This window comes from Pseudomonas sp. (assembly GCF_028293835.1).
In the GTDB taxonomy this organism is placed as follows: Bacteria; Pseudomonadota; Gammaproteobacteria; order Pseudomonadales; family Pseudomonadaceae; genus Aquipseudomonas.
This window is the reverse complement of sequence record NZ_JAQGNX010000063.1, coordinates 11,635-31,478: the sequence shown is the minus strand read 5'-3', so window position 1 is coordinate 31,478 and position 19,844 is coordinate 11,635. Positions and strand designations below refer to the sequence as shown.

The following is a 19,844-nucleotide window of genomic DNA, read 5'->3' as shown; positions in this document are numbered from 1 at the left end:
TGATCGCAGCCTTCGGCAGCTCCTACAGAGAATTGGTGTGCCTGGGCCGACGCAGTGCCCACAACCGCTCTATCATTACCAATTCCGCAACGGCCTTTCTCTAAGATCCCAGCGCATTGCGCCAATGCAATTTAGTAAGATAGCTGCCTATCCATCGGAACGTCTTCGCGTGGCGATGGACTAATGTTGGGTCAACAACCGCTGTATTTACCTGGAAGGAGTCTCCCTATGTCGTGGACTAAACCTGCTTACACTGATCTGCGTATCGGTTTTGAAGTCACCATGTACTTCGCAAGCCGTTGATTTTGACGCAGTACGACGCCTCGGTTCGCCGGGGCGTTTTTATTCACGGAGCGTAAATGTACATTCAGATTCTCGGTTCCGCCGCTGGCGGTGGTTTCCCTCAGTGGAACTGCAATTGCGTCAACTGTGCAGGCTTTCGTGACGGCAGCCTGCGGGCTCAGGCGCGCACTCAATCATCCATCGCCCTTTCCGACGATGGCGTGCACTGGGTGTTATGCAACGCCTCCCCCGACATCCGCGCGCAATTGCAGGGCTTTGCCCCTATGCAACCGGGCCGTGCCCTACGTGACACCGGCATCAGCGCAATTGTCTTGATGGACAGCCAGATTGACCATACGACGGGCCTGCTCAGCCTGCGGGAGGGTTGCCCGCATCAAGTCTGGTGCACCGATATGGTTCATGAAGACTTGACCACCGGCTTCCCGCTGTTCCCCATGCTGACCCACTGGAACGGTGGTTTGAGTTGGAACCGTATCGAGTTGGAAGGCAGCTTTGTGATTCCCGCCTGTCCGAACCTGCGCTTCACTCCGTTCCCGTTACGCAGCGCTGCGCCACCCTATTCACCGCACCGTTTCGATCCGCATCCCGGCGACAACATCGGCTTGATCGTCGAAGACCTGAAAACCGGTGGCAAACTGTTTTATGCGCCGGGATTGGGCAAAGTCGATGAAGCGCTGATGGAGCAAATGAGCGCAGCCGACTGTCTGTTGGTGGACGGCACGATGTGGAACGACGATGAAATGCAACGTCGCGGCGTCGGCACCCGCACCGGTCGTGAGATGGGCCATTTGGCGCAACACGGCCCCGGCGGCATGCTTGAAGTACTGGAACACTTGCCGCAACAACGCAAAGTGCTTATCCACATCAACAATACCAACCCGATCCTCGATGAAGACTCCCCGGAGCGCGCCGAGTTGGCCCGACGTAATGTTGAAGTTGCCTATGACGGCATGAGTATCGAGCTTTAGGAGCCCCCCAATGAGCGACGCCACTGCACTGTCATCCAGTGAATTCGAAGCGGCCCTGCGTGCCAAAGGTGCGTATTACCATATTCATCATCCATTTCACGTGGCGATGTACGAAGGCCGGGCGAGCCGTGAACAAATTCAGGGCTGGGTCGCCAACCGGTTCTATTACCAAGTCAATATTCCGCTGAAAGACGCCGCGATTCTGGCCAACTGCCCGGATCGGGAAATTCGTCGCGAATGGATTCAACGATTGCTGGACCACGACGGCAGCCCCGGTGAAGACGGTGGCATTGAAGCCTGGCTACGCCTGGGTCAGGCGGTAGGCTTGGACCCAGACCAGTTGCGCTCCCAGGAACTGGTCCTGCCCGGCGTACGGTTTGCCGTGGATGCCTATGTCAATTTCGCCCGCCGCGCCAACTGGCAAGAAGCCGCCAGCAGCTCATTGACCGAACTGTTCGCGCCACACATTCACCAGTCGCGCCTGGACAGCTGGCCGCAGCACTATCCGTGGATCGACCCCACCGGTTACGAATATTTCCGTACTCGCCTGGGCCAGGCCCGACGTGACGTGGAGCATGGGCTGGCCATCACGTTGCAGCACTACACCACCTACGAAGGCCAGCAACGCATGCTGGAAATCCTGCAGTTTAAATTGGACATTCTATGGAGCATGCTGGATGCCATGAGCATGGCCTACGAGCTTAATCGTCCGCCGTATCACAGCGTTACCGACCAACGCGTCTGGCATAAGGGGATCGCCTTGTGAGTTTCGACCGGCAATTGATTCCGCGCTGGCGCCAAGGGTATCGTTTCCAGTTCGAACCAGCGCAAAACGGCCATGTATTGCTCTACCCGGAAGGCATGATCAAGCTCAATGAGAGTGCCAGCGCCATCGGCGGCCTGATCGATGGCGAGCGCAGTGTCGCGGCAATCATCGAGGCGCTGGACCAACTGTTTCCGGGCTTTCCAGAGCTCGGCACCGATGTCGAGCAGTTTATGGAGGTCGCCCGTGCTGAACGCTGGATCGAACTTGCCTGACAGCAACCTATACATTCCGCCAACCCCCAAAACCGGCTTGCCGCTATGGCTGCTGGCGGAGTTGACTTACCGTTGCCCGCTGCAATGCCCGTACTGCTCCAACCCCTTGGATTTTGCCGCGCAAGGCCAGGAACTGACCACCGAACAGTGGTTCAAGGTAATGCGCGAAGCACGGGAGATGGGCGCGGCTCAAATCGGTTTTTCCGGCGGAGAACCGCTGGTGCGTCAAGATTTGGCGGAGTTGATTGCCGAAGCGCGACGGCTTGGGTATTACACCAACTTAATCACATCGGGCATTGGCCTTACCGAACAGAAAATCGTCGATTTCAAAAAAGCCGGGCTGGACCATATCCAGATCAGTTTTCAGGCCAGTGACGAGCAAGTAAACAATATGCTGGCTGGCTCGAAAAAAGCCTTCGCGCAGAAGCTGGAAATGGCCCGGGCGGTGAAAGCCCATGGCTACCCGATGGTGCTGAATTTCGTCACCCATCGGCACAACATCGACAAAATCGACCGCATCATTGAGCTGTGTATTGCCCTTGAAGCGGACTTCGTTGAGCTTGCCACCTGCCAGTTCTATGGTTGGGCGCACCTTAACCGGGTCGGCTTGCTGCCCACCCGCGAGCAGTTAGTGAACGCCGAACGCGTGACCAACGAATACCGGGCAAAACTGGCGGCGGCGGACCATCCGTGCAAATTGATCTTCGTCACCCCGGATTATTATGAAGAGCGCCCGAAAGCCTGCATGAACGGCTGGGGCAGTGTATTCCTGACGGTCACGCCGGACGGCACAGCCCTGCCCTGCCATGGCGCGCGGCAGATGCCAATCCAGTTCCCCAACGTCCGCGAACACAGCATGCAACACATTTGGTACGACTCGTTCGGCTTCAATCGCTTTCGCGGTTACGACTGGATGCCGGAGCCGTGCCGTTCGTGTGACGAGAAGGAGAAGGACTTCGGCGGCTGCCGCTGCCAGGCGTTTATGCTGACGGGCGATGCCAGTAATGCTGACCCGGTGTGTGGGAAATCTCCTCATCACGGAATGATCATTCAAGCCCGCGAAGAAGCCGAGTATGCTGATCAGACCATTGAGCAGCTGGCCTTCCGCAATGAACGCAACTCCCGGCTCATCATCAAATCCTGAGACCTTCAGCGCCGCCCAAGCGGTTGCGGCGGGGGTCGATTTCGCGGAACTGGCCGTCAGCGCGGCGGGTGTGTTCTGGAATGAATACCGCCCCGAAGACGCTGCCTGCCGTATCTGGCGCTGGCATAACGGCCAGACCCAGTTCCTGACACCGCAGGGGTTCAGTGCGCGCAGTCGGGTTTACGAATATGGCGGCGGCTCGTTTTGCTTGGCCGATGACGCCGTAGTGTTCGTAAATGAGTCCGATCAGCAGCTGTATCAGCAGCGATTCGACGGGTCCGAACCGCAATTGATCAGCCATGGCAGCCAGCACTACGGCGACGTGCGTTTTGCCCAGGGGCAAATTTTTACCGTGGAAGAGGACGGCGACGTTCATCGCTTGGTGGCGTTCGATCTGGCGACCGGTCAACGCCATCTATTAGTAGAAGGCGCCGACTTCTATGCGGCACCGACCCTCAGTCCAGACGGCCAACGTTTAGCATGGATTGAATGGCAACGCCCGCATCAGCCGTGGACCTCCACCCAACTGATGTGCGCCGAACGCCAAACCGATGGCCAATGGGCAACCGCACGCTGTATCGCTGGGTTGGGCGCTGAAGAATCTTTACAACAACCGCGCTTTGACCCCCAGGGCCGATTGCTCTGTCTGACCGATCGTGGCGGGTTTTGGCAACCCTGGGCAGAGACCGCCGATGGCCTCATCGCGCTGTCGGCCGCTTCGGCGGACTATTCATCCGCGCCGTGGCAATTGGGCGGTTGCACGTGGCTGCCATTGACTGAAAACAGTTATTTGGGCAGTTGGTCAGAAGACGGGATCGGTCAACTGGCTATTCGTCATTCCGACGGCTCGCTGGAAGATTTCACCGGTGACTACAGCCGCTTCCGCAGCCTGGCAATGGATGATGAATTCATTTATTGCGTTGCCGCCTCGGCAGTTAGTCTTACCGCCGTGCTCGCCATTAGCCGCCTGGATCATCAGGTTCAACTGCTGGCGGGCGGCACAGCACCCTTACCGGCAGAGCGCATCACCCGCCCACAAGCACTGCGTTATCCCAGCGGGGATGGCGAAGCACACGGGTTCTTTTATCCGGCCATGGACGGTGTGCAGTTGTCGCCGCTGGTGGTGTTTATTCACGGCGGTCCAACGTCGGCTTGCTATCCAGTGTTCGATCCTCGTATTCAGTACTGGAGCCAGCGCGGGTTTGCCGTCGCCGACCTCAACTACCGAGGCAGCACCGGTTACGGCCGTGCCTATCGGCAAGCACTGCATTTGAACTGGGGCGATGTCGACGTTGAAGACGCTTGTGCGGTGGTTGCATATTTGGCGGATCGCCAGCTGATCAACCCCGAACAAGCCTTTATTCGAGGCGGCAGCGCGGGCGGTTACACGACCTTATGTGCCCTTGCGTACCATCGTGTTTTTCGCGCTGGGGCCAGTTTGTATGGGGTCAGCGATCCGATTGCGCTGGCGCGAGCGACACACAAATTCGAAGGTGATTACCTCGATTGGTTGATCGGCGACCCAGACAAAGACGAAGCCCGCTACAAGGCCCGTACGCCCTTGCTGCATGCTGATCAAATCACCGTGCCAGTAATATTTTTTCAAGGCGAGCTGGACGCGGTGGTCGTTCCCGAGCAAACCCGCAACATGCTCGACGCTTTAGTGGAAAACGGGATCCCGGCAGAAGGCCATTTCTACCCTGACGAACGCCACGGCTTCCGCAAAGCCAGCAACCAGGCGCATGCGCTAGAAGAGGAGTGGAAGTTTTATCGGCGGGTGATAGACGGTTGATACGCCCCCTGTGCAGGCTGTATGGGAGCCAGCTTGTTGGCGAGGCGATATGCCTGAAATACCTAATCAAGCCCTCTTGCCAACACGTTCAACTTGGCTCCTGCAGGGGGTTTGAGGCCAGCTCGATCAATCGCGCTTGGCGATGATGTATACCGCGTGGATCACGCCTGGGAAATAACCCAGCAGCGTGAGCAAAATATTCAGCCAGAAGGCCCCGCCGAAGCCAACCTGGAGAAACACACCCAGCGGCGGCAGCAGGATGGCGATGATGATGCGGATGATATCCATACTTACGACTCCCGATTAAGACGGCTTTTGTCAGCCACACAGCTAATCGACCCGCTGCGCTTGGCAGGGTTCAACAGCGTCTTAACCTTCACGCCGCGACAGCGGGCCAATTTCCAGCCGTGGATGTGGCTGGGCGCTTACCCGACACGTCGCTTCCGCGGGCCAGAACCGCAGCTACTGTCCTGCCGCTCTCGATAACGCCGCCCAACACTAAAATGTCCGCGCGGATTCCACAGCGAAGCTCGCACAGCAATGTCTGCTGACGACCCAAGCCAGTTCGGGTTTCATCGAGAATCAGCAAAATCTTCAGCTCGCGGCAAAGTTGCGCGACCCCTTGAAAGTAGTCGTGGGTCTCAAGCCGATCAGCGGCTTCACCAAGCCGAGGCTCCAGAATAATAGCGACCGTTCGCGCATCGATGGCGGCGTGCAGCGCCGCTAAATCGTTGGGCGGTGCGCTGACCGCTGTCGGGCCAGCACTGCAAGTCGACACAATACCGAACGCGCCACGCCGATGCTGCTGGCCCCATCGGCGCGTCAGGACGAGGGTTGCTTCTCGGGCTTGGGAATCGGTGGCCACGATATGCACCTGATCGTGGCTTGTGCTTTGGCGCAGCAGTTCAGCCAAATCAATCCCGGCGTCTGGGTTGGCGCGTGCCGCACGATTGAATAACAGCTTGAACAAATTCATGCGCGCAGCCCTTCCAACGGCAATCCGAGCAAACGGTCCGACCAATCTTCCACCCGGCCAGTGCGCAAGCGCTTGAGGGCAATGTCACGCCAGCGGGATGACAGCGCCGGGCAATCCACCAATCTTTTCAGGCCCGAATGCTCCAGCGGCTCATGGAAAAAACTTCGTAACGCCCCCGCCACGGTCAGACCCGGATAGCTGCGCTGGACCAATTCAAATGGATCGCTGTCACTGACAAAGCCCGGCTTGAGCACTCGATAAAACCAACCACAACGGCCACTGTCTTGGGCCTCTTGGGGCATGTCTGCCAAGCCCCAACGGTGGGTCAAGCGGTAGCACGGAGAACGCGGCTGGCTGACCTGTAGCAATGCGCCGCCCCAGCGAAAAATATCGCCGAGGCAGACCTGTTCTTCGGTAATGCCGTGGGTCGACAGATTTTCGCCAAAAGCCGGAGCGGTCCAGTCAATGTGTGGGTAGAGCGTGCGCCAGTAGGCGTAATGTTCGGCGGGGTAGTGATGCAAGGCGCGCTCTGGGCCGGTATGGAAGCGCGGATCACCGTGTTCATCGGCGCCTAGGCCTTGCGGCCACAGCCAGGTGCGGCGCTGCAACCTTTGCTTATCGATATCAATGACCAATCCGTGTCCGAGGTTTTTGGCTTTTCCTATGAAAATTCCGTCGACAGATATGCTGTTCATTAAAATTTATGGCCCTGTAAGCCTCGAAGAATGGGGCTAGACTAAGCCCTATTGGGGGTCTGAGACCATTTCGATTTATTTACACTTTCGATAAGTTTTTCTTATGGATTTCCGTCAGCTACGTTATTTTGTCGCGGTCTACGAAGAAGGTCACGTCGGACGTGCCGCAGAGCGCCTGTCCCTGTCGCAGCCGGCGCTTTCACAGCAAATTCGCCAGCTTGAACACAGTCTTGACGTGAGCTTGTTCGAACGCACTAGCAAGCGACTATTGCCAACTTTGGCCGCGCATACCTTGTACAACCATGCATTGCCGTTGCTCGACGGCATGCAACGCGCTCGGGATGCACTGCGCAATTTCCGTGGGCAGTCGGTTCGAACGCTAGCGATTGGTGTGCTGCAAACCGTGCTCAATCTGGTGCCGCATCTACTTGAGCAACTGCGCAACGCTCAGCCGCATTTGGTGGTGCAGATTTTTGAATTATCGGGACTGGAGATAGAACGGCGCTTACTCAACGGCGCGCTGGACATTGGCATCAGCTTTTTGCCAGCCCATCAACCCGGCTTGCACAGCGTGCTGTTGTATGAAGACGAACTGCAATTGGTCATCCCTGCCGCTCATCCACTTCGGGAATTCAAAAAGGTCTCGGTCAGCCAAGCGGCAGAGTTGCCGATGCTGTTGCTGGGTGAGGAGTATCAAGTGCGCCAGATCTGGCAGGCCCAGTTGGCTAATTTAGGTCGCCGCCCCCACGTGCAAGGCGAACTGAATAGCATGACTGGAATACTCGACAGTCTGCTCAACACTACGCTAGCGACGGTTTTGCCGGGGCGGGTGCGGGGAATTCAGGGCAACTCATCGTTGCTGTGGAAACCGCTGACCGAACCGCGGGTGCCGCTCAAGGTTGGACTGATGTACCGCGATGCACAGCGTCATCAGCCAGCGCTGGAATTGGTGCGAACAATGCTGGAGGAATAAGTGCCGGGTTAAATCGCGCCCAAAGAAAACCCCGCCGAAGCGGGGTTTTGCAGACTGTTTCCCTGACATCCGTTTCTCCCCGCCATCCTGGCAGGCATCCTTACGTGTCCTTGTTGTGTTTTTTGCGCTTCCTGCGCTACGTCCCTGTTGAGTAGATTAGCTTTGGATCCATCTAAGCGATAGGGGCGAAACGGCAGCACGTCACGTAAGCAAATGCTTACATTGCGTCAGACCTGTCCGATGCCTTTAAAACTGCGACGCCTCCAACAGAAATAGCGATTCGCTGCCTGCTTTCACCGACGCACTCAACGAATGAATACGCGGCAATAACCTCGCAAAGTAGAAGCGTGCGGTGCCCAGCTTGCTGGCATAAAAATCGTCCTGAGTTTCTTTACCCAGCGCCGCACGAGCCATCAACGCCCACATGTAAGCGTAAGCGGTATAGCCAAACGCATGCAGGTACTCGACAGATGCCGCGCCGATTTCATTGGCGTCGGCTTTCGATCGGTCCATGACCCAGTTGGTCAGCTCGTCGAGGTTATCCAGGGCTGCGTTCAACGGCTTGGTGAACTCAGCCATGTCGCTGCCAGCACTGGCTGTGAACCGGCGAATCTCATCAGCGAACAACGCGTAATACGCACCGCCATTACCGACGATCTTGCGTCCGACCAAGTCCAGCGCCTGAATACCATTGGTGCCTTCGTAAATCTGCGTGATGCGAACGTCGCGCACCAGTTGCTCCTGGCCCCACTCACGAATGAAGCCGTGGCCGCCGAATATCTGCTGGCCGTGCACCGTGGTTTCCAGCCCAAGGTCGGTGAGAAATGCTTTGGCCACAGGCGTCAGCAAGGCCACCAGGTCGTCAGCGCGTTTGCGCGCATCCGGGTCTTCGCTGAACTTCGCCGTGTCCAGCTGCATCGCCACGTACGTGGAAAAGGCACGACCGCCTTCGTTGGAGGCTTTCATGGTCAACAGCATGCGACGCACGTCGGGGTGAACGATAATCGGATCGGCTACTTTTTCCTTGGCTTTGGGGCCAGTTGGTGAGCGGCTTTGCAGGCGGTCGCGGGCATATTCGATTGCGTTCTGATAGGAACGCTCGCCAGACGCAAGGCCTTGGATGCCAACACCCAGACGCTCGTAGTTCATCATGGTGAACATCGCGGCCAACCCGCGATTCGGTTCGCCAACCAAATAACCCACCGCCTCGTCGAAGTTCATCACGCAGGTTGCGGAGGCTTGAATGCCCATTTTGTGTTCAATCGAACCGCAGCTGACCGGGTTACGCGCGCCCAGGCTGCCATCGGCATTGACCATGAACTTGGGCACCAGGAACAGCGATATGCCTTTAGGCCCGGCAGGTGCATCCGGCAGTTTCGCCAATACCAGATGGATGATGTTTTCCGTCAGGTCGTGCTCACCCCCGGTGATGAAGATCTTGGTACCACTGACCTTGTAAGAACCATCAGCTTGCGGCTCGGCCTTGGTCCGAATAATTCCCAGGTCAGTGCCCGCGTGGGATTCAGTCAAGCACATGGAACCGGCCCATGCACCCGAATACATGTTCGGCAGATAAATCGCTTTCAGCTCTTCGCTGGCGTGGGTGTTGATCGATACGCACGCACCGGATGTCAACATTGGATACAAGCCAAACGCCAGGCTGGATGAGTTGATCATTTCTTCTACTTGCGCCGAAACGGCTTTGGGCATGCCCATCCCGCCAAACTCGGGATCGCCCCCAACGCCAACCCAGCCGCCATCGGCATAGGTCTGATAAGCCTGAGGGAAACCGGCCGGCGTAGTAACCACGCCGTCGTTCCAGTGGCAGCCTTCTTCATCGGCAGCGCGGCTCAGCGGGGCGATGCTTTTGCTGGTAACTTTCCCCGCCTCTTCAAGAATGGCTTCTACCGTTTCGGCGTCGACTGTTTCGGCCAATGCCGGCAGCTGAGCCCAGAGCTTGGCAACTTCGAAAACCTCATTGAGGACGAAACGCATATCGCGCAGGGGCGCTTTATAGTCAGCCATGGCAAACCTCCCGGAAATTGAGCCAATGAAACGAAGGCCCCGAGTGTACCCGAACACCATTTGCGACACATAGGGTCAGTGCGTGACCGTATAGACTATTTTGGTCACTTTCATGCCAGAAGAAAACGCAAACTCCTAGGAGCCGACTTGTTGGCGAGAGGCCCTATGCGGTGTATCAATTCAGCCGCCTCGCCAACAAGTTGGCTCCTACAGAATTTAAAGGGCGAACATCTCTGCGGGCAATTTCATCAGGCAATCGCTGCCCGCCTCAATCGCTGCCTGATGGGCGGTGGTGCGGGGCAACAGGCGCTTGAAGTAAAACTCGCAAGTTGCCAGCTTGCCTTGGCAATACGCCGCGTCACCGCTGCCGCTATCCAGTTGGGCCTGAGCGACCAGCGCCATACGCAGCCAGAGATAGCCAAGAATGATGTAACCGCTGTACATCAAGTAATCCAAAGCGGCCGCGCCGACTTCATCAGGGTTTTTCATGGCCGCCATGCCAACCGTAGTGGTCAGATCGCCCCACTGTTTATTTAAGCCATTGAGCTGAGCGACAAAGCCCTTAAGTTGCGGATGGTCGGCATTGGCTTCGCAACACTTATGCACGATTTTGGTAAACCCGCGCAGCAATTTGCCTTGGCTACCCAGCACCTTGCGCCCGAGCAGGTCCAATGCCTGGATACCGTTAGTGCCTTCATAGATCGGGGCGATTCGGCAGTCGCGGACCAACTGTTCCATACCCCATTCGCGAATGAATCCATGACCACCAAACACCTGCATGCCGAGGTTGGTCACTTCCAGACCGGTTTCGGTCATGAACGCTTTGCAGATCGGCGTGAGAAACGCCAAGAGGTTTTCGGCGTCCTCGCGCTGCCCCGCGTCACTGCTCATGTGCGTGGTATCCAGCATCTGGGCGGTGAAGTAGGTCAGCGCTCGGTTGCCCTCGTTGAAGGCTTTCATCGTCAGCAACATGCGGCGCACGTCAGGGTGGACGATGATCGGGTCAGCCACTTTGTCCGGCGCTTTAGGGCCGGTCAGTGAGCGCATCTGCAAGCGTTCATTGGCGTATTTGATCGCACCCTGAAAGCTCGCCTCACCCAGACACAAGCCCTGCATGCCAGTGCCCAGACGTGCATGGTTCATCATGGTGAACATGCAATTGAGGCCCTTATTCGCCTCGCCGATCAGATAGCCGGTAGCGTTATCGAAGTTGATCACGCAGGTGGCCGAAGCCTTGATCCCCATCTTGTGCTCAATGGAGCCGCAGGACACCGCGTTGCGCTGACCCGCATCGCCAGCCGCGTCAGGCAAAAACTTGGGCACGATGAACAGCGAAATACCCCGGGTGCCGGCGGGCGCATCCGGCAACTTCGCCAATACCAAATGCACGATGTTTTGGCTCATGTCGTGCTCGCCAGCAGAGATGAAAATCTTGCTGCCAGAAATGCCATAGCTGCCATCGGCCTGGGGCACGGCACGGGTTTTGATAATTCCCAGATCGGTACCGCAATGGGCCTCGGTCAGGCACATGGTCCCGGTCCACTCGCCTTCGGTGAGCTTGGTCAGGTATGTCTGTTTTTGTTCTTCGGTGCCGTGGGTATGGATGGCCGACATGGCGCCGTGGGTCAGCCCAGGGTACATGCCCCAGGAGGTATTGCTCGACGAGATCATTTCGCTGATGACCAGCCCCAGCGACAGTGGCAGACCTTGCCCGCCATAAGCCGGATCCGCTGCCAGGCCATGCCAGCCACCTTCAACGTATTGGGCAAAAGCTTCTTTGAAACCTTTGGGTGTGGTGACGACACCCTTGTCGAAATGGCAGCCTTCTTCATCGCCGGGACGGTTCAATGGCGACAGCACCTGCTCGCAGAACCTGGCGCCTTCTTCGAGGATCGCATTGACCATGTCCGGGCTGGCGTCGTGGGCGCCCAGCGCCTGGTAATGCGCGGGAAAGTCGAACACGTTATCGATTAAAAAGCGCATGTCGCGCAGGGGGGCTTTGTACTCAGGCATGGTCATTTCTCCGGCAGCAGATGTCCCAAGCTACTGCGCGAAGATGGCACGGACAATCACAGTCCAGACGCTGAATGGACGCTCATAACTTAACTGGTAGCACCCGTCATACGGACAGCGCCCCGGCGGTTCTGGCCATACGCGACCACGCAATTGCGTCCCGCGCCTTTGGCACTGTACAGCGCCTGGTCGGCGGATTTGAGCACTTCCTCAGGCGTACGCTGGTCCACCTGCCGTTCAGCTACGCCGATGCTGACAGTGACTGAGACACTGGAGGCTTTCGCACCGCTTCTGTGCTGACGACCCTGCTGGTCATCGTTGGGACGATCCTCATTGCGCAGCTGGATGTTGTACGTCGCGATGGCCTCTCGGATCAGCTCCAGATGCGGCATGCATTCCTCCAGCGTTTGGCCGGCAAAGACCAAGGCGAACTCTTCACCGCCATAACGGTAAGCCCGACCGCCGCCGGTAACCTTCGACAACTTGCTTGCCACCAGCCGCAGCACTTGATCGCCAACGTCATGGCCATGGGTGTCGTTGAATTTCTTGAAATGGTCGACATCGGTCATGGCCAGCACGTAATTGCGCCCCAGCCGCTGAAGGCGCTCGTTAAGTGCGCGGCGCCCAGGCAGGCCCGTGAGTTCGTCTCGGAAGGCCATTTGATACGCCTCATGGGCGACCGCTGCGGCGATCATCAACATGACTTGGCTGCACATGATGTTTAACGTGAAGGGCAAAATAAAGGTTTTCGGCAGGGCCCAGAACAGACCGAGCAAACCGACGATTTGCGCAGCATGCAGCGGTCGGGGCTTGCGTATGTACTGCACGATTACCAGCAAGAAAGCGGCGAAAAATACCGGGTAAGCCAATTGAATCAGGCTCATCCAGTTGCCATGCAAGGCTGGCCAACGGATTTCCGCCAGCCACCCCAGCAGCGCTTGGGGAAAACTCTGTTCCAGCGCCAGCGCAACGCTGCCGAACGCAAGCAACACGGCAAAGCGCGCGACCATATCGCGGAACAAGTGCGTACGTTCCTCCCATCCGGCAAACAGGCCGTACAGCAGCGGTAACAATAGACAACACAAATGGAAAGTCACTGCGGCGTCTTCACGGACTTTGCCATTATCGCGGTAATAGTCGGTTTGGGTATCCAATAGAAAATAGGCGGTGTACACAGTGATCATCAGGAACAGCTCGCGCTGACGCCGATACACCGCACAATAAGCACCACCCAGCAGCAATACCAACGTCGGCAGCACGTTGAACAACGATGTAAAAAATACGTTGAGGTCTTTCACATACGCAGCCGAGAGCCCTGCCAGCAGCAACAGCAGCGAGGGAAGGAAATGACTGAGACGTGCGGAAGAGAAACGCTGCAAAAGAGGACGGCTCCTAACCGGCGAAACGCTACAGATGGCATTGTGCCTGTACCGTCTCGGTTACGCACTATAATGACGTTAGAGACCTGACTAATCTTCTTTAACGGCCGCTAGTCCAAGAAGTTGACTGTTTAATCGGTAGGGACAGACGTAAAAAAGCCGCGTCTCCCAAAGGAAAAGCGGCTTATGGCGATTCAACCCTTTTACGTCTGTAGGAGCCAACGTGTTGGCGAAAGACCTTACGGAGCGTACTCATGGCTCCGTCTCGCCGACAATTTGGCTTCTACAGAATAAACTCAGTAGCCCAGGTCGAAATTCTCTTCTTTCATGTCCATCAGGTTGTTAGCGCCCGACAACATGGTAACCACGTGGGTGCGAGTACGCGGCAGGATTCGCTGGAAGTAGAAACGCGCCGTTTGCAGCTTCGCGGTGTAGAACGCTTCTTCAGTGGTGCCGGCAGCCAGTTTTTCAGCAGCCAGGCGCGCCATGTCAGCCCAGAAATATGCAAGGCAGGCGTATCCGGAATACATCAAGTAATCCACCGAAGCAGCACCGACTTCTTCACGGTCTTTCATGGCGGCCATACCCACCTTCATGGTCAGTTCGCCCCACTCTTTATTCAGCGCAGCCAAGGGTTCAACGAACTCTTTAACCGCTTCGTTGCCTTCGTTGGTCTGGCAGAACTTGTGAACGATCTTTGTGAAGCCTTTGAGTGCTTCGCCTTGAGTCATCAACACTTTGCGGCCAAGCAGGTCCAGCGCCTGAATACCGGTGGTGCCTTCGTACAGCATGGAAATACGGCTGTCGCGAACGTTCTGCTCCATGCCCCACTCGGCGATAAAACCGTGACCGCCGTAAATCTGCACGCCATGGTTAGCGGACTCAAAGCCCACCTCCGTCATGAACGCTTTCGCAATCGGCGTCATGAACGCCAGCAGGCCATCGGCTTGCTTCTTCTGCTCAGCGTCTTGACCGTACTTAACGATATCAACCAGCTTGGCAGTGAAGTACACCATTGCACGGTTGCCTTCAGCGAAGGCTTTCATGGTCAACAGCATGCGGCGCACGTCGGGATGAACGATGATCGGATCAGCAGCCTTGTCGGGCGCTTTCGGGCCTGTCAGCGAACGCATTTGCAAGCGGTCACGGGCATATTTCAAACCGCCCTGAAAACCAATCTCGGCATGGGCCAAGCCCTGCAACGCAGTGCCCAGACGCGCAGTGTTCATGAAGGTGAACATGCAATTGAGGCCTTTGTTCGCCGGACCGATCAAGAAGCCCGTAGCGCCATCAAAGTTCATCACACAGGTTGCGTTACCGTGGATGCCCATTTTGTGCTCAAGGGAACCACAGGTCACAGCGTTGCGAGCGCCGACGCTGCCGTCTGCGTTAGGCATGAACTTGGGCACGATGAACAACGAAATGCCCTTGGTGCCAGCCGGTGCGTCCGGCAGGCGGGCCAGCACGATGTGGACGATGTTCTCGGCCATATCGTGTTCGCCAGCGGAAATAAAGATCTTGGTGCCACTTACTTTGTAAGAGCCGTCAGCCTGAGGTTCAGCCTTGGTGCGCAACATGCCCAAGTCGGTGCCGCAGTGGGATTCGGTCAGGCACATGGTACCGGTCCATTCACCCGAGACCAGTTTGGTCAGGTAAGCCTGCTGCTGTTCTTCGGTGCCGTGTTCGGAAATGGTGTTCATCGCGCCATGGGACAGGCCAGGGTACATGCCCCACGACCAGTTGGCTTCGCCAACCATTTCACTGACCGCCAGACCGAGTGACTCTGGCAGGCCTTGGCCGCCGTGTGCCACGTCGTGGGCCAGACTCGGCCAGCCGCCTTCCACGAATTGCTGATAAGCCTGCTTGAAGCCGGTCGGGGTTTTCACGCCGGATTCACTCCAGGTACACCCTTCAGAGTCGCCGACACGGTTTAACGGTGCCAATACCTGCTCACAAAACTTGGCGCCTTCTTCGAGAATGGCATCAACCATGTCCGGAGTAGCGTCCTGGCAAGCCGGCAGGCTTTGATAATGCGCTTCGTAACCGAGCAATTCGTCACGAACGAAGCGAATATCACGCAAGGGGGCCTTGTAGTCAGGCATAGCGATAAACCTCTGCTGGGAATCCTGGAACGAATGATCGAAGGCCGATCAAACAGTTGTTTGAAACATACGTTTACGTCTAAACCTTGTCAAGGGCGGCGCGCACTTCGTTCATGGTCAGCGAGGCAAAAAATGCACACAAGGGCGCCTAAAGGCCCGGGACAGAAGCCAGCGTTGCGAATGTGTAAGTTTAGTTGAACAGGACTGGAATACGGGGGCGACGATTTATCGAGGTGCGCCGGGGCGCACCCAAGAGACGGGATTCAAGCGTGAGTGTCAATCAATGTGCCGAGCACTTCATCGGACGCTTTAGCCACTTTCACACCCATCTCAGCTTGAATCTTGCCGAGGGAGAGTTCGACTGCGTTGGTCGCCAGATCGGTTTGCTGGCTGCGGTCAACTGAATGCAGACGTTCGACTTGCTGATTCGAGGACTGGCTCTTGGCCGAAGAATCGCCCGTGCTGGTCGATACGCTGTTGCTACCGGTGTCGTCGCTGGGAACGCTGGATTTAGCAATCTGCGCAGCGGCATGGTCGACGAGAGCCTGGCCAGACTGGATAAGGTTCACGCCCGACGTAAAAGCGCTGTTACTTTGAATTTGCATGCAACCAACCCTCAGTTCATAAAACGAACAACGGCCATTGAAACAGACCAAACCGCAAAAGGCCCGACAAAAAGACTAATGGCAATTGGCTAGGCGATAGGCAAAGCACTACAAAAATCTATACATCGCCCCGCAACCTCTGCCTCTGTAGGAGACAACTTGTTGGCGAAGCGCCTGACAGTCAAATGCTCGCCAACGAGTTGGCTCCCACAAATTCATCCAAATTTTTTTCTAATCCAACAGCTCCAAATGCAAGTACCCCGCCACCGCTTCCGCTGTCGGTTTTTTCAACCTTGGCACTCGCCCTAGACACGGCGCAGGCAATCGCTCCGCCAGGGTGGCGAGGTTTTCTTCCAGGCGCGAGGTCTTGCCGTCGATGATGTTAGCGACCCAACCCGCCAGTTGCAGGCCGTCGCGGGCGATGGCTTCGGCGGTGAGCAGCGCGTGGTTAATGCACCCCAAACGCACACCTACGACCAGAATCACCGGCAACTGCAGCGCAGCGGCCAAGTCGGATAAATTGGCCTGATCCGCCAACGGTACACGCCAGCCGCCCGCGCCTTCGATCAAGGTGAAGTCTGCGCCTTTGCTCAGCACGTTGCGCATGGGTTTGAGTAAAGACTGCACGGTCAGTGCTACGCCTGCCTCTCGCGCCGCAAGATGGGGAGCGATGGCCGGTTCAAACGCAACCGGATTGACTTCGTCATAGGTCAGTTTGACCGAGCTTTCAGCCATTAGCGCCAAGGCGTCGCGGTTGCGCAACCCGTCAGGTCCCACAACGCAGTCCGACGCGACCGGCTTACCCGCCGCCGTGCTTAAGCCTGCCTGGCGTGCGGCGTACAGCAGCCCGGTTGCGATAGTGGTCTTGCCGACATCCGTATCGGTACCGGTGATGAAGTACGAACTGCTCATCTCAGTGCCTGCTATTTATGATTTTTCCAACACCGCGTAAACCACTTGATAAGTGGCCGGCAGCCCTTCGCTGTCACGAAACTGCTCATAAGCGTCGATCAGCCCAGTGATGCGTGCCCGTCCCGTCAAGCCCCCCGGCCTGCCAGGGTTGATATTGTGCGCGCCTAACGCTTTCAATTCATGGGTCAGGCTGCGCACATCCGGGTAATGCAGCACATGCGGTTGAAATTCAAGGCTGCGAACGTAAAAACCGCTGGCCGCGCACAGTCGCTGATAATCCTCGAAATGGCGGAAGCGATTGACATGGACCATACCGTCCACTGCCTGCCAACTGTCGCGCAACTCGTACAAAGTACCTACGCACAAACTGGCAAATGCCAGCACGCCCCCCGGCTCCAGCACTCGGCGCGCTTCGCCAAGCACTGCGGCGAAATCCGCACACCATTGCACTGCCAGACTGGAAAAAATAAGCCCGCAGCTGTGGTCAGCCAGCGGCAGGTGCTCGGCATCCCCTGCGACAAAATGCTCGGCGCCGCCCAAGGGACGGGCATGGCGCAACATGCCTTCGGCAATGTCCAGCGCAATGCCTTCGCGGGTGGCGAATTTTTCAGCGAGGATTCTGCTGAAATAACCCGTGCCGCTGCCTAAATCCAACCAACGCACAGGATTCAGTTGTACGGGTAAACGCCCGAGCAATTCGCTGCCCACGGCACGTTGCAATTCCGCCACGCTGTCATAACTGGCGGCAGCCCGTGAAAAGGAGGCCGCCACCTGGCGCTTGTCGGGCAACACACCTGATGGTTCAACCTCGGGTTGTTTGAAGAAAGACAAATCAGTCATCACCGGACTCATGTAAAAAGGCCTGGATTGCCGCGGCCACTCCGTGTGGGTTTTCCAGAATAAAAGCGTGGCTGGCCTGCTCGATCACGCCAACTTCCACATCCGGCAGCAAGCGCAACACATCGCTCGCAGCCTCCGCTGGCACCAGCGCGTCAAGTCCGGCAAACAGGTGCAATTGAGGCCCGCGATACGCCTGCAAGGCATTCCGGGTGTCGAGTTGCGCCAGCAGTTTCAATCCATGCAGCAGCGCGTCGGGCGACGTGTGGGGTGCGGCAGCGTTCAGTAATCTCGCCAGACCGCGAGGATCTTCAGCCCCTTGTACGCACAGCAGGCTAAAACGCTTGAGTGTGCCTTGCGGGTCAACCGTACAATCGGCGATAAACGCATCGAAGGCGTCTGTTGACATCGCGTTCGGCCAATCGCTGCGGGACACAAAACAGCTATTGCTGGCAAACGTCAGCAAACCGCAGCAACGATCCCCACGACGGGCCGCCAACTCCGTCGCCAGCATGCCGCCCAGCGACCAGCCGCCCAGCCAGGCATTGTCCGGCAAAGTCGCGTCCAGCTCATCGAGCAGTTCGCTCAGTTCGATGTCGCCGAACGCTGACAGCTGAACGTCCGGCAAAGGCTCGACTTCCACTCGCAAATGCTCATCCAGCCCACGAAGTGCGGTGGCCAATGGCTCAAGGGGTGAAATTCCGAGACCCCAACCCGACAGCAAGATCAAACGATCACGCATGGTCCGTTTCCACCGATTCGCCTGCACCCAGCAGCGGATAACACTGCGCTAATGCATTTAACAATAGCTGCACTTGCGCTTCGCTGTGGGCTGCGGACAGCGTTACGCGCAAACGAGCACCGCCGGCCGGAACGGTGGGCGGGCGAATGGCGGTCACTAATAGGCCTCGATCACGCAACATGTGCGAGAGACGCAGGGCACGACCGCTGTCGCCAATCAGGATCGGTTGAATCGGCGTAAAGCTGTCCACCAATTGCAAACCGATCTGCTCGGCACCTTGGCGAAACTGCTGAATCAAGCGTCGCAGGTGTTCACGGCGCCAATGTTCGGTGCGCAGTATTTCGAGGCTTTTCAGGGTAGCGCAGGCCAAAGCAGGCGGTTGGCTGGTGGTATAGATGTAGGGCCGAGCGAACTGAATCAAGGTTTCGATCAGCTCTTCGCTGCCTGCGACAAACGCGCCAGCGGTGCCAAACGCTTTGCCCAAGGTGCCGACCAGCACGGGTACCTCTTCCATGCTCAAGCCGAAATGTTCGACGGCACCCGCGCCGTTAGCGCCCAACGGACCGAAACCGTGGGCGTCATCCACCATCAACCAGGCGCCTTTGGCTTTGGCCACCTGAGCCAATGCGGGCAGATCGGCCAAATCCCCATCCATGCTGAACACGCCGTCTGTAACCACCAACGTATTGCCGGTGGCCTTTTCCAGGCGCGAGGCGAGGCTGTCAGCGTCGTTGTGCAGATAACGGGAAAACCGCGCGCCGCTGAGTAAACCGGCATCCAGCAAAGAGGCGTGGTTCAAGCGGTCTTCGATGACGGAGTCGCCCTTACCAACCAACGCGGTGACTGCACCGAGGTTGGCCATGTAACCGTTGGAAAATAACAGCGCCCGTGGGCGGCCGGTCAAGTCGGCCAAGGCTTCTTCGAGTTCGTGGTGGGGGCGGCTGTGGCCGATCACCAAGTGCGACGCGCCGCCGCCCACGCCCCAACGATCAGCGCCCGCTTGCCACGCGGCAATCACTTCGGGGTGATTGGCCAGGCCGAGATAGTCGTTGTTGCAGAACGCCAACAGCGGCTGGCCATCCACCAGCACTTCCGGGCCTTGTGGGCTTTGCAGCAACGGCCGGTGACGGTACAGCTGTTCAGCGCGACGAGCTGCCAGACGCGTGCGGAGATCGAAAGACATGCAGGCCTCATGGGTGTTTGGGTGGCTTTCTGTAGGAGCGGGCTTGCTCGCGATGGATCGCGAAGCGGTCCCAAACTGAACCCGGCTCTAGCGGGAGGAATTGCATTCGCTTGATTACGGCTGCTTTGCAGCCGATGGCGAGCAAGCCCGCTCCTAC

Annotated in this window: 19 protein-coding genes; 7 read left to right on the top strand and 12 right to left on the bottom strand. The window is 57.5% G+C overall.

All coding sequences use genetic code 11. The annotated features are described in order from the left end of the window. Positions 1-228: 228 nt before the first annotated feature. The 6 genes from pqqA to JWR17_RS07180 are packed head-to-tail and all read left to right on the top strand — an operon-like array spanning position 229 to position 5,245. A complete protein-coding gene (pqqA, locus tag JWR17_RS07205) occupies positions 229-303 on the top strand; it encodes a pyrroloquinoline quinone precursor peptide PqqA (protein ID WP_003422658.1) in 75 nt (24 codons plus the stop codon). A gap of 56 nt (positions 304-359) precedes the next feature. Further along, complete coding sequence (gene pqqB, locus JWR17_RS07200; RefSeq protein WP_299829749.1) at positions 360-1,271, top strand: pyrroloquinoline quinone biosynthesis protein PqqB; 912 nt, start codon at positions 360-362, stop codon at positions 1,269-1,271. Positions 1,272-1,281: 10 nt separating this feature from the next. Further along, entirely contained in the window at positions 1,282-2,037 is a 756-nt protein-coding gene (gene pqqC, locus JWR17_RS07195; protein ID WP_299829747.1) for a pyrroloquinoline-quinone synthase PqqC, read from the top strand. Further along, the gene (pqqD, locus tag JWR17_RS07190; RefSeq protein WP_299829745.1) at positions 2,034-2,309 is read left to right on the top strand and encodes a pyrroloquinoline quinone biosynthesis peptide chaperone PqqD; all 276 of its coding nucleotides are present in this window, start codon (positions 2,034-2,036) and stop codon (positions 2,307-2,309) included. Before pqqC ends, pqqD begins: the two co-directional genes overlap by 4 nt. After that, positions 2,281-3,453 carry a pyrroloquinoline quinone biosynthesis protein PqqE gene (gene pqqE / locus JWR17_RS07185; RefSeq protein WP_299829743.1) on the top strand — a complete coding sequence of 391 codons (1,173 nt, stop codon included), beginning with the start codon at positions 2,281-2,283 and terminating at the stop codon, positions 3,451-3,453. The genes pqqD and pqqE overlap by 29 nt, the downstream gene beginning before the upstream one ends. Then, complete coding sequence (locus JWR17_RS07180; RefSeq protein WP_299829741.1) at positions 3,419-5,245, top strand: S9 family peptidase; 1,827 nt, start codon at positions 3,419-3,421, stop codon at positions 5,243-5,245. The genes pqqE and JWR17_RS07180 overlap by 35 nt, the downstream gene beginning before the upstream one ends. A gap of 126 nt (positions 5,246-5,371) precedes the next feature. On the opposite strand, the gene JWR17_RS07175 is transcribed toward JWR17_RS07180, so the two are convergent. The 3 genes from JWR17_RS07175 to JWR17_RS07165 form a co-directional block, all read right to left on the bottom strand. Beyond that, entirely contained in the window at positions 5,372-5,533 is a 162-nt protein-coding gene (locus JWR17_RS07175) for a YqaE/Pmp3 family membrane protein (protein ID WP_299829739.1), read from the bottom strand. Positions 5,534-5,621: 88 nt separating this feature from the next. Beyond that, positions 5,622-6,221 (bottom strand): aminotransferase class III-fold pyridoxal phosphate-dependent enzyme, encoded by a 600-nt coding sequence (locus JWR17_RS07170; RefSeq protein WP_299829737.1) that lies wholly within the window; start codon positions 6,219-6,221, stop codon positions 5,622-5,624. Further along, on the bottom strand, positions 6,218-6,916 hold the full coding sequence (locus JWR17_RS07165; RefSeq protein ID WP_299829735.1) for an MOSC domain-containing protein: 699 nt from the start codon (positions 6,914-6,916) through the stop codon (positions 6,218-6,220). Before JWR17_RS07165 ends, JWR17_RS07170 begins: the two co-directional genes overlap by 4 nt. A gap of 103 nt (positions 6,917-7,019) precedes the next feature. On the opposite strand from JWR17_RS07165, the gene JWR17_RS07160 reads away from it, so the two are divergent. After that, positions 7,020-7,889 carry a LysR family transcriptional regulator gene (locus tag JWR17_RS07160; protein WP_299829733.1) on the top strand — a complete coding sequence of 290 codons (870 nt, stop codon included), beginning with the start codon at positions 7,020-7,022 and terminating at the stop codon, positions 7,887-7,889. 246 nt (positions 7,890-8,135) lie between these two features. On the opposite strand, the gene JWR17_RS07155 is transcribed toward JWR17_RS07160, so the two are convergent. The 9 genes from JWR17_RS07155 to bioF form a co-directional block, all read right to left on the bottom strand. After that, a complete protein-coding gene (locus JWR17_RS07155; RefSeq protein ID WP_299829731.1) occupies positions 8,136-9,914 on the bottom strand; it encodes an acyl-CoA dehydrogenase C-terminal domain-containing protein in 1,779 nt (592 codons plus the stop codon). 216 nt (positions 9,915-10,130) lie between these two features. Then, positions 10,131-11,927, bottom strand: a complete 1,797-nt coding sequence (locus tag JWR17_RS07150) for an acyl-CoA dehydrogenase C-terminal domain-containing protein (RefSeq protein WP_299829730.1) — start codon at positions 11,925-11,927, stop codon at positions 10,131-10,133. Between the two features lie 89 nt (positions 11,928-12,016). Next, a complete protein-coding gene (locus tag JWR17_RS07145) occupies positions 12,017-13,306 on the bottom strand; it encodes a diguanylate cyclase (protein WP_299829728.1) in 1,290 nt (429 codons plus the stop codon). A gap of 296 nt (positions 13,307-13,602) precedes the next feature. Further along, on the bottom strand, positions 13,603-15,408 hold the full coding sequence (locus JWR17_RS07140) for a phenylacyl-CoA dehydrogenase (RefSeq protein WP_299829726.1): 1,806 nt from the start codon (positions 15,406-15,408) through the stop codon (positions 13,603-13,605). Positions 15,409-15,671: 263 nt separating this feature from the next. Next, positions 15,672-16,013: a pyrroloquinoline quinone biosynthesis protein PqqE gene (locus JWR17_RS07135; RefSeq protein WP_299829724.1), complete on the bottom strand. Its 342-nt coding sequence runs from the start codon at positions 16,011-16,013 to the stop codon at positions 15,672-15,674. Positions 16,014-16,244: 231 nt separating this feature from the next. After that, entirely contained in the window at positions 16,245-16,925 is a 681-nt protein-coding gene (bioD, locus tag JWR17_RS07130; protein ID WP_299829722.1) for a dethiobiotin synthase, read from the bottom strand. A 15-nt stretch (positions 16,926-16,940) separates the two neighbouring features. Next, positions 16,941-17,765: a malonyl-ACP O-methyltransferase BioC gene (gene bioC / locus JWR17_RS07125; protein WP_299829720.1), complete on the bottom strand. Its 825-nt coding sequence runs from the start codon at positions 17,763-17,765 to the stop codon at positions 16,941-16,943. Continuing rightward, positions 17,758-18,504 (bottom strand): alpha/beta fold hydrolase, encoded by a 747-nt coding sequence (locus JWR17_RS07120; protein WP_299829718.1) that lies wholly within the window; start codon positions 18,502-18,504, stop codon positions 17,758-17,760. The genes bioC and JWR17_RS07120 overlap by 8 nt, the downstream gene beginning before the upstream one ends. Further along, complete coding sequence (gene bioF / locus JWR17_RS07115; RefSeq protein WP_299829716.1) at positions 18,497-19,687, bottom strand: 8-amino-7-oxononanoate synthase; 1,191 nt, start codon at positions 19,685-19,687, stop codon at positions 18,497-18,499. Before bioF ends, JWR17_RS07120 begins: the two co-directional genes overlap by 8 nt. Positions 19,688-19,844 lie beyond the last annotated feature (157 nt).